The organism is Sphingomonas bacterium (assembly GCF_903643035.1).
Lineage (GTDB): Bacteria > Pseudomonadota > Alphaproteobacteria > Sphingomonadales > Sphingomonadaceae > Sphingomonas.
On the sequence record NZ_CAHJWW010000091.1, the window covers coordinates 1 to 10,020 of the forward strand.

At 70.1% G+C, this 10,020-nt stretch carries 9 protein-coding genes and 1 pseudogene; 5 read left to right on the forward strand and 5 right to left on the reverse strand.

Annotated elements, in window-relative coordinates; translation table 11 throughout:
* The 4 genes and pseudogenes from HUV01_RS07545 to HUV01_RS07560 all read right to left on the reverse strand — a co-directional run.
* A partial coding sequence (locus HUV01_RS07545; protein ID WP_174297683.1) for a PepSY-associated TM helix domain-containing protein occupies nucleotides 1-895 on the reverse strand: 895 nt, incomplete at its 3' end.
* Between the two features lie 17 nt (nucleotides 896-912).
* A complete protein-coding gene (locus HUV01_RS07550; RefSeq protein WP_174297684.1) occupies nucleotides 913-2,958 on the reverse strand; it encodes a TonB-dependent receptor in 2,046 nt (681 codons plus the stop codon).
* Between the two features lie 81 nt (nucleotides 2,959-3,039).
* Nucleotides 3,040-3,399, reverse strand: a complete 360-nt coding sequence (locus tag HUV01_RS07555) for a hypothetical protein (protein WP_254606465.1) — start codon at nucleotides 3,397-3,399, stop codon at nucleotides 3,040-3,042.
* 451 nt (nucleotides 3,400-3,850) lie between these two features.
* Nucleotides 3,851-4,884, reverse strand: a pseudogene (locus HUV01_RS07560) (IS110 family transposase).
* A 421-nt stretch (nucleotides 4,885-5,305) separates the two neighbouring features.
* On the opposite strand from HUV01_RS07560, the gene HUV01_RS07565 reads away from it, so the two are divergent.
* From HUV01_RS07565 to HUV01_RS07590, 5 genes are all read left to right on the forward strand, one after another.
* Nucleotides 5,306-6,253, forward strand: coding sequence for a hypothetical protein (locus HUV01_RS07565; protein WP_217430950.1), 948 nt, complete (start codon nucleotides 5,306-5,308; stop codon nucleotides 6,251-6,253).
* A 73-nt stretch (nucleotides 6,254-6,326) separates the two neighbouring features.
* Nucleotides 6,327-6,833: a hypothetical protein gene (locus HUV01_RS07570; RefSeq protein ID WP_174297687.1), complete on the forward strand. Its 507-nt coding sequence runs from the start codon at nucleotides 6,327-6,329 to the stop codon at nucleotides 6,831-6,833.
* Nucleotides 6,830-7,663 carry a hypothetical protein gene (locus HUV01_RS14940; protein WP_217430951.1) on the forward strand — a complete coding sequence of 278 codons (834 nt, stop codon included), beginning with the start codon at nucleotides 6,830-6,832 and terminating at the stop codon, nucleotides 7,661-7,663. Before HUV01_RS07570 ends, HUV01_RS14940 begins: the two co-directional genes overlap by 4 nt.
* A gap of 150 nt (nucleotides 7,664-7,813) precedes the next feature.
* Nucleotides 7,814-8,347 carry a hypothetical protein gene (locus tag HUV01_RS07580; protein ID WP_174297688.1) on the forward strand — a complete coding sequence of 178 codons (534 nt, stop codon included), beginning with the start codon at nucleotides 7,814-7,816 and terminating at the stop codon, nucleotides 8,345-8,347.
* A gap of 240 nt (nucleotides 8,348-8,587) precedes the next feature.
* Nucleotides 8,588-9,067, forward strand: coding sequence for a hypothetical protein (locus HUV01_RS07590; RefSeq protein WP_174297690.1), 480 nt, complete (start codon nucleotides 8,588-8,590; stop codon nucleotides 9,065-9,067).
* On the opposite strand, the gene HUV01_RS07595 is transcribed toward HUV01_RS07590, so the two are convergent.
* Nucleotides 9,023-10,020 (reverse strand): hypothetical protein (locus tag HUV01_RS07595; protein ID WP_217430952.1); only part of this gene is annotated, 998 nt, incomplete at its 5' end. The genes HUV01_RS07590 and HUV01_RS07595 overlap by 45 nt on opposite strands.

The following is a 10,020-nucleotide window of genomic DNA, read 5'->3' on the forward strand; positions in this document are numbered from 1 at the left end:
GCGCGCCCGGCGCGGCCGGCGGCCCGATCAGCACCGGCGGCGCGACGGCGAGCGGGCGAACCGTGTCGATCACCCGGGCGAGCTCGCCCGCCCGGACGGGCGGGGACGGCATCGTCATGCCGACGTGCCCCGCATGGGCACCGATCATCGGATCGGCCTTGGGCACCTTGCCCCCGATCGTCCAGCCGACCGGTCCGTCCGACGTTCCGGTGATCTGGCGCACCGCGACGAGGTAGCTGCCCCACCCTTGCGCCCAGGGCAGTCCCGTGAGGACGAGGCCGAGCGCGGCCAGGGATACCCAGATCCCGGCGGTGGCGTGGACGTCCCGCCAGAACAGCCGGCCGCGCGCGCCGAGACGCGGGTAGAGCACGCCCGCGAGCCCGCGCCGCCCGCGCGGCCACCAGAGGTACAGGCCGGTCAGCAGCATGACGATCGTCCAGCACGCGGCGATCTCGACCAGGTAGCTGCCCATCGCGCCCGCCAGCAACTCGCCGTGCAGGCGGGAGATCACCTGCATCGGCCGCCTGCTCTCCGTCGCCGTCCCGAGCACGGCGAGCGAGCGCGGGTCGACATAGACGCGGGTGTCGACGCCGCCCCGGCCGACGAGGATGCGGACCGCCTGATCCGGCGCCTGCGGCAGGGCGTAGCGGTGCAGCGTCGAGCCGGGTGCCGCCCGCAACGCCGCGGCGACCTCGGCGTCCGGCGACGCCACGGGGCCGGCGGTCGCGAGATGGTCGTAGGGCCGCTCGAGCCACGCCTCGATCTGAGGCCGCCACAGATAGATCGAGCCGGTCAGCGCCAGCCAGATCACGAAGGGCACGCAGATCATCCCGGCGTAGAAATGCCAGCGCCAGACGGTGTTGTAGAAGGACGCCGGGCGGGTCGCGGTGGTCATGGGTCCGTCCTCCTCGTCTAGCTCAGCTTCAGCCGGAACCCGGCCGTGGCCGTGAACGGCTTGCCGTAGAGCGCGGCCGTGAAGCCGTCGTTGGTGCCGATGTAGCGGCGGTCGAACAGGTTCTCGGCCTGGACGAACGCCTCCAGGCCGTGGCGCAGCGGCGCGCTGGCGGCGAGGTCGGCGATGACGTGCGCGTCGGTCCGGTAGACGCCGTCGGTGTCGCCGTTCGTGCGGGTGAGATAGCGGACGCGGGGCGAGACCCGGATGCCGTAGGGCCCGGTCCAGTCGAGGCCCGCGCTCACCCGGTGCCTGGGGATGCCCGATTGCTGCACCCCCACGCTGGCGGGGTCGTCGGGGTTCCGGGTGACCACCGAGTCCGCGTAGGTATAGGCGAGCGTCGCGTCGAGCGAGGCCGCGGGACGCCAGGTCAGCTCCGCCTCCACACCCCGGCTGCGGGCCCTCGCCGCGTTGATGAGGCGGGCGCCGACGTCGAACCCCGCCGGCAACGCGTCGGCGGACAGGTAGCGATAGGTGAGGACGTCGGCGATGCGGCTGGCATACGCCGTCGCCTGGAAGCGGACCGGACCCCGGTCGACGTCGAACCCCGCCTCGACGCCCTCCAGCGTCTCGGGCTTGAGCGCGGCGTTGCCGTAGAGGATGTAGCCGGGGACGGACGCCCCCCGGTACAGGTTGTCGAGCGTCGGCGCGCGGAATGCGCGGTAGACCGCCCCGCGCAGCGCGAACCCGGCGGGCAGGTCGTAGCGGATCGACAGCCGGGGATCGACGTCGCTGCCGTGGCGGCTGGCGACGTTGGTGCCGAGCCCGCCCGGCGTGTTGTCCAGCCCGTCGTAATTGTAGAAATCCTGGTAGCGGAGGCTGAACAGCAGCTGGAGGCGATTGAGCGGGCGTATGTCGGCCTGCATGAAGCCGCCGAGGAAGCGTTGTCTGCCCGCGCCGGTGTCGGTGCGGATGTGAGCGCCGGTCTGGTCGAAGATGGCGGCGTCGTCGCGTCCCTGGATGCTGTGATAGTCCGCCCCTGCCGACAGCGCGCGGAGCAGCCCGGTGAAGGTCCGCGTCCAGATCAGCGACGCCCCCCAATCGTCGAAGCGGGTGCGATGGCTGTTCTGGACGTACTCCGCGTCGTTCGGGTCCGCGCCGTCGGGCGCGCCGGTGTTGTTGGTGACGAACCGGCCATCGTCGTGGAAGACGGTCAGGTCGACCGAGTCGCGATCGGCCGGTTTCCAGCCCAGCGTCCCGGTGTAGCGCCACGTCCGCTGGTTGTTGGTGTTCAGGCGGGTCAGAAAGTTGTGGTCGTTGTCGTAGTAGCTGGCCCGCGCCCGGGCGGTGAGGCCGGGGGCAAGGTCGGCATTGCCCGACAGCGCCGCCGTGCGCGCGGTGAAGGAGGTCGGCACGGCGATCGCGCCACGGGCGCTCTCCACCTGCTCGACATAGCCGTCGCTGTGGTTGACGCCGCCGTCGATCGCCAGGCCGAAGCCGTCGCCGGCGAGCGCGGCGTGCCCGTCCGTGCGATAGCTGCCGCGGCTGCCGCCCGCCGCCTCGGCGACGAGGCCGGTCCGGTCGATCGGCCTGGTGATGATGTTGACGACGCCGCCGAGCGCGTAATTGCCCCACAGGGTCGCGCCGCCGCCGCGCACCACCTCAACTCGGTCGACCGTCGCCAGCGGCACCTCGCTCCACTGAACGTAGCCGAAGAAGGCGTCGTTAAGCGGCACGCCGTCGAGCAGCACGAGCGCGCTGATGCCGCTCAAACCGCGCATCGAGACGATCGTGTCGGTGGGATGCTGCTCATTGGTGCTGGCGACCGGCAGGTCGACCGAGGGCACGCGGCGCAGCACGTCATCGATCGTGCGGGCGGGCGTGCCCTCGATCTGCGCGGCGGTGACCACGCTCACGCTGGCGGGCACGTCGGCGATCGACCGGACCGAGCGGGTGGCGGTGACGACGATGTCGCCGGTCGGCGAGGTGGTGGTCTGGGCGGCGGCCGGCATGGCCAGCAGGAGGCACGGCAGGGCGGCGCCCGCCAGCAGATGGAAGCGAAACATGGATGAACCTTCGACCGGCCCGGCATCGATCTGCGGGGCCACGGGCTCGATGCCCCGGCGAGCCGGGGCGCGATCAGTCTGTCAGAGGGCGACCGGCGGGCCTCGCAGCGGCGGTCGCAGGTAGGTCCGCTTGCCTGATGCTGGCAGGACGGCGAGGCAGAGCCCGATGCCCAGGATGAAAGCAACGAGCGTAGCGAGCTGGATCGGATCGATCGCACCTAGCGACGCTGCGGAAAGAGCGGAGAAGGCGCATGGCATCTCCGCCTTGCTGTGATCCTTCCCGCCATGGTCCGGCATGCTGCCGTGTATGCCCGGCATCGTCATGCTGTCGGCCGCTACGCCCGAGCAGAGCGTGATCGCCACGCGCCCGTGATCGCTCGCAATCATGTAACCCGTCGGCACCAGCAGCTTCAGCAGCAGCGTCGCCGCGCAGAGGAGCACCGCAAACCGACGCTGCGCAAAAAGACGACGAAAGGCGTTCACCCGCCCTGAGTAGCGTAGACGCCGGCCCGTGTCATCGCGATCATGCCCTTGAGAAGTCTACCTCAACCAGCGGTAGCTTCGCTCACCGGCTGGCTGGTGCGCCAGCGACCGTTCTCCGATGGCAGCCGTCCGATGTCATTGCAGCTAAGACTCATCTGTGGACGCCCCTTCGGTTGCAAGCGGTATTCGGGAGTTCTGACACAGAGTCGGATGCTGCCATCTGTCCGGCCTGTAATGCAGCGATGAAGCTGCTGGCCCGTATGGGAGTTCGCGGACCGGAACCACTTCACAATCGCGTGTTCTTGGACACGATGGGTCTATCTGGTTCTTCCGGCCCCGTCTCGCCGACTGTTGTGCCATACCCTCCTTCGACCGACTGCGCCCTCCGACGCCTCTGGCCCGCCTTGGCTTACGCCGCGACTGCGACCGGAGCTCTGTAATCCTCTTGCCTCACCCGCAATGCCCACGCGGTGCGCGCCATCTTGTTGGCGAGCGCGACCGTCACCAGCATGCGTGGCTTCCTCGCCAGCATGCCTTCCAGCCATGAGCCAGCCGGCGCGCCGCGCTTGCTCGCCTGGAGCACGACTGCGCTGCTGCCGATGATGAGCAGCCGCCGCAGCGTGCGCTCTCCCATTTTGGAGATCGCACCAAGCTTCTGCTTGCCGCCAGTGGATGCCTGTTTCGGCACGAGCCCCAGCCAGGCGGCAAAGTCGCGACCCTTGGCGAACGTCTCGGCCGGAGGCGCTATCGCCGCAATAGCGGTCGCGGTGATCGGACCGATGCCGGGGATCGTCATCAGCCGGCGCGCCACCTCGTCCTCGCGGGCGCGACGCGCGATCTCCTTGTCCAGCGCCGCGATCCGCTCGTCGAGCCCGGCCAGCATGTCGACCATCATCGCGAACATCGGCCGTGCCGCCTCGGGCAGCGTTTCCCCGATCTCGCCACCCTCGAGCAGATCAGCCAGCATCGCGAGGTGAGCTGTGCCCTTGGGCGCGACCCAGCCATACTCGGCCAGGTGCCCGCGGATCGCATTGCCGAGTTGGGTGCGCTGCTTCACGGCAAGGTCGCGCGTGCGGAACACCAGCGCGGCCGCCTGCTGCTGCTCGGTCTTCACCGCCACGAACCGCATGCTCGGCCGCTGTGCCGCTTCGCAGATTGCCTCGGCATCCACCGCATCGTTCTTGTGCCGCTTTACGTACGGCTTCACGTATGCCGGTGGGATCAGCCGAACCTCGTGGCCCATCGCCCGCAGCTCGCGCGCCCAGTGATGCGCGCCGCCGCATGCTTCCAGCGCCACCAGACACCGCGGATGGGCCGCGAAGAAGTCGAGCAGCTTGCCGCGCGTGAGTCGACGGCTGAATACCGCTCGCCCGCTCGCATCTGCTCCATGCGCGTGAAAACTTGCTTGGCGATATCCAGCCCGATCGTGGTAACCTCTGCCATGGACGCCCTCCCTCAAGTGGTGTTCAACACCTCCACTCTGGCACATCGATGCCGTCGGGGGGCGTCCACCCCATCATACCCGGCCATTCGCGGCCTCTAGCGTGACGCCGACACTCGGTCCGGAAGACCTCGACGGGCTCTCGCCGAGGTTGACGGGTGCCGGGTAACGCCTGCCGGCCGGCGTCGTCGGCGGCCTGCAGGGGGCAGATACCCTGCCGCCGTTCACGTCCCAACCCCGGCCAGCAGGGCCGGATCGTTGCATGTCGTCGCACGGGCCGGCATGGTGTGACCACACAAGGATATGCCGCGCGGCTCCCGATCGATGCACAGCCACCGTCACCATCCCGGGCCGGCACCGGCGCCGGCGCAACCGGAACCGCTCGACCCGCATGACGCGCGGATGGTCCGCCGCGGCGGGATCGTGATCACGATCTGGTATGTCGGCGGCTTCCTCCTGCTGCTCGCGGGGCTGATCGCGGGCATTGGGCCGACCAACACGGTGCAGGGCTGGATGAGCGGCCATCTCGGGTGGGACAGCCCGATCCTGGCGTTCATCCCGGCTTTCGCCGTGCTCGCGCTGCCTGTGGTCGTGCTGCAGCTGATGCCGCTGCAGACCGGCAATCCGTTCGTCCGCGGCGCACAGGCCTCGCTCAACCCGTCGCGCGATCCGGCCCTGACGCGGCGGACGGTTCCGGACGCGGTCGTCGCGGCGAGGCTGCGGCGCGCGGGCATCGTCATGCTCGCGCTCGCGGCGGCCGCGATCGTGACGGGCCTAGTCGCGTTCCCGATCATCGCTCCGCTGCCCGCGCACGCGGGCGACGCGCTGCCCCGGATTACGGCGCGGCAGGTGCTGGCGCAAGCGGGCGCGCCGTCGTCGCATGCCCGGCTCGTCGGCCTGTCGGCGGACGCGCGGCCCGTATGGGTCCGCTATCGGAGCATCCGCCAGACCTCGTACGAAGACGTCTACTTCCCGCTGGACGAGCCCGCACCACCGGCCGGCGGCCGCACCCGGCTGCTGGGGCTGGCTAGCTTCGTGCTCGGTCATGGCGATGCGCCGCACGGGCGCGAGTTCGTGCTGGACCAGCCGATGGACGGCGCGTTCGCGCGCGCCTCGCTCCCGGCATGGCAGCGCGCTGCCCTCGCGCAGCGGGGCATATCGGTCAACGACCCTGTGCTGCTGTTCCGGCAGGATCGCCACCTGGGCGGCCGATACCCCGGACGCGACTGGATCGGCGGCGCGGTCGTGCTGCTCGTCGGCGGATCGGCCGCGCTCGTGCTCCTCCTGATGGCGGCATCGTGTCTGGTCAGGTGTCGCCGCCTGCTGGCCGGCGCGTCGGACCGGAAGTCCTCCGTCCGGCATCGTTCATGACAGCCGTATCGCTGTCGGCGTGCCGCGGACGCGGACGGGCGAAGCACCGGGTATGAGGACCGCACGATCGGGCATGCTCCTGCTGGCACCGGCGTGGTCTTGCGCCGCCTACGCCTCGTGCGGTGCGAACGGTGCCCGCTACGCGCCGCGCCCGACGCCCGCCTCGCGCGACGTCCCCTATCGCATGACGATCCTCCCGCCGCCGTCCGGCACCGTCGTGGTGGCCGAGCGGTATCGGTTCGAACTGCTCGGCCGCCGCAGCGGACGACGCCTGAGCCGCGTCGATCTGGATCTCATCTGCGGCATGGGCCGGGCGCCCTGCGCGATGTGGCAGCCCGGCAAGGACGACGCGGACAACATCTTCCACTCGGTGGTGGTGAGGCTGAACGCGGACTTCTCGCCGGTCCGCGACTGGCGCGCGGCCGACGCGATCGTCTTCGCCGGGTTCAGCGAGAACGAGTGGGCGACCGCGCTGGCGCTGCACCGCTTTGCGAACGTCCGCTACTATACCCGCCCGCACGTCGAGCCCGATCTGTCAGCGCGGACGGTGTGGGTGCGGGCGGCCTGCGGACGGTCGTGACGGCCGCGCATCCCGGAACTGCTCAGCCGCGCGGCATCCGTCGACGCCTGGTCACGAGGATCGCCGCGACGCTGGTCTTGGGCGTACCTGCCGCCTGGGCCGTGCTGCGCCTTCTACCCGGGAAGCAGGTGTCGGGCCTTGCTGCTCCGCCCCCTCCCGCCATCGACGGACCCGGCTTCGAGGCGCTGCTCGCGCCCCTGCCCGCCTTCGCGCAGGACGAGCTGCGCCGACGCACTGCGATCTCAGAACCGCCGGCGACGGCGGCGGACCTGTTACGCCTCGTGCACTCCTGGCTCGTCGGCACCGGCATCGCGGAAGGCTGTGGCGGCTATCCCGGCGGGCGCGGCAAGCCTGGCTGGACCGAGTATGTCGAGGAGCAGCGCCGGACCGTCGCGGTGTTCCGCGCCGTCGCGAACGCCTGGGGCGAGCCGCCCGCGAGGCTCGCTGCCTCGGTGGACGAGTACGACCGCGACTATCCGCCGCCCGTGCGCCGCATGGGCGACGGGTGGGAGCCGCACGTGGACGACGTGGCGGGGCGTCTGGTCTACGGCTTCCCCGTCCAGTCGAGCATCGTCACCGTCTCGTTCGCTTATCCCATCACCGCCCGCGACCTTGAGGTGCTGCTGAGCGATCCATACCGCCGCGCGGTGATGGAGATGGTGACGCACACGGCCTGCCAACGCTTGATGATCCGCGGTAATGCGGAGGTGACGGAAGCGGACTTCCGCGCGCTGGCCGACGTCGTGCTGCACGCGCCCGCGGACGGGCTGGCGACGTTCCTGGCGGCGTTCGACCGGGAGCACAACATGAGCGGCGACCACTTCGTCTAGCGACCTAATGGTCCGGCAGAACTATCCCAAATTAATCTAGGCAAACCTCAGCTACGGTCTTATGGCATCGGGCAGCGTCTATTGAACATCCAATCAACATGGGGAACGGGAATGATTTTTCGGCATGGGCTTCTGGTGACGAGGTCCTTGATGGTCCTGGCTGGCGTGGCTTCCTCGATTTCCGCGTCGGCGCAAACAATCCGGCAGCGCCAGGACCTTGCGCAGGATCGTCAGCAGGTTGCGGAGCACATCGCCGACGCCAACAAGACATGTGGCACTAACGTGACCTTGTCGGTCGACTGGAACAGTTTCGCCGGTGCCAAGACGGCGCCGGAAAACACCAACGCCCAGAGCGCATGGTCCTTCATCGTCAACGCGACCGATGCGCTTGATGCTGTGTGTCGGGAAGGCGCAGACAGCAAGGCGGCCATCGCGAGCAACCTTCATACGATCACGGTCAGCCACGCCAGCAGCGAACAGATGGACTATCGTGGCGGCGTGCTCCACTACGGAGTCCCTTATCAAGGGGCGGGTTATTCCACTCTTGAAAGATACATGCTCGATCACATCGGCAGTGGCGGCGGCGTCAGCAGAAACGGGAATACCGGTTCCGGCACCGATCAGGGCAAAGCGGTTAACTCCGCGATCGATGGGCTGAAGCGGCGCCTGAACCTCCCAAATTAGGAGGATTACAGGCTGGCGCAGCTTTGCGGGCAGTTGGCAGACTGCCGATGACAAGCCGGCTGCGAGGCGGCCGCGCCACCTGGTGCCGGGGCGATGCTATCACGTGGTACGGCCGTTCATAGACTTCGATCAGGTCGGCCATCCCGTGGGCGAGCGCTGGACCTTCCTGGGCCACGCCTTCCTGCCCTATGGGACGGACTTTCGCTTTTCCTGCGCGCGCCGGACGGGCAGGAGCGGCACGTGCGGCTGCAATGGCGCCCGGAGGCGCAGGGGCCGGTCGTCGACGCGCTCGATCGCTATCTGTCGCCCGAGACGCCGCGCCTGCCCACCGGCCGGATCGCGCTGACCCGCGACAGCGTGTGCATGGCCGACGACGCCGACGCGCCGCACGACGGCACGCTGGTGGTCGACGAGGCCGCGGACCTGACCGGCATCGCCGAGGCGCTGCTCGCGTCGAACTACCTCGCCATGTCGGGTCGAACGCGACATGGTGGCTGGCGGCGGGAGACGCCACGGTGGCGCTCGGCTTTCGCGATCGGATGCCGTTCGCGCGGGCGGTGCCCGGTGCCGCGCCGGGCCCGCACGCACGCGACATCGCGCACCTGCACGTCCATTATGCCGCGCAGGCCGATGCCGACGCGTTCCTCGCCAGCCGGGATGGCGGAGGCTAGCGGGTCAGGTCGCGTCCCGGTCGAGCTGCGCCCGGGCGGCGCGGATTAGGCCGTCGACATCGGCGCCCGTCTCCGCCGCGACCGCGAAGGCGGCGTCGCCGTCGGGCCTGCCGTGCAGCACGCGGCGCATCAGATCGGTGAAATCGAGCTCGGAGAAGCCGCCCGCCGCCCGGCGGTGCTCGACCAGAAGGCGCGTCAGCACCTCCAGCGTCGCGCGCCGCTGCCGGTTCGCGCGCAGCACGGCGAGATCGTCAGGGCGCAGGAGGAAATGGCGGACATGGGCGCCCCGCCACGGCGACACGGGAACATTGTACTGCAGCCGCCCGCCGATCAGGTCGACGTGCGTGGTCCCGTCCCGGCCCAATAACCGCTCATCGTCCGGCAGCGACACCCGCACGCTACGGAAATAGGCGGCGGTCGACGGCTTGGGCTCGCCATGAACCGCGACCAACGCGTCGTAGGCGGCCAGCGTCGCGCGCTCGCCGGCGACATAGTCCGGCCAGCCCGGCGCATGGTCGCCGCCCGGATAACCGCCGCGTCCCTCGGCGATGCCGGCGCCGACCGACCGCGCGCGGAGGGCGTCGAACATCACGTCCGCGCCCGTCGGCACCGGAGCGGACGGCGGTGCGGCCATCGGTTCGCGACCCGAACGCGTCGCTTCGGACGCAGCATCGTGATGCGACACGGCATCCTGCGCGATGACGGTCGTCGGAGCGGGCGCGACGCCGGAAAGTCCCGCCGGCCGCGTGTCGCGCACCGCCCCCCTCCCGCGCGCCCGGACGAACGCGGCCGCCATCGCCACGAAGATCGCGAGCGCCACGGCCGTGGCGAGGACGGTCCGGCCGATCGTGGGCGACAGGCCACCCGACCGTGCGGACGCGAAGATGGCGGCGGCCGTTCCGCCGACGAGTACGATCAGCAAGGCCGCGCTCGCCAGGAACGCGGAACCGCCGCCCGTGCCTGCGGGCGGCGGCGGTGGCAGCGGGTCGCGCGCGATCCGCG

Bases quoted from the DNA above. Each gene is read 5' to 3' on its own strand.
- HUV01_RS07550 (WP_174297684.1), bottom strand. From the start codon at position 2,958: ATGTTTCGCTTCCATCTGCTGGCGGGCGCCGCCCTGCCGTGCCTCCTG.
- HUV01_RS07570 (WP_174297687.1), top strand. From the start codon at position 6,327: ATGCTCCTGCTGGCACCGGCGTGGTCTTGCGCCGCCTACGCCTCGTGC.
- HUV01_RS07580 (WP_174297688.1), top strand. From the start codon at position 7,814: ATGGTCCTGGCTGGCGTGGCTTCCTCGATTTCCGCGTCGGCGCAAACA.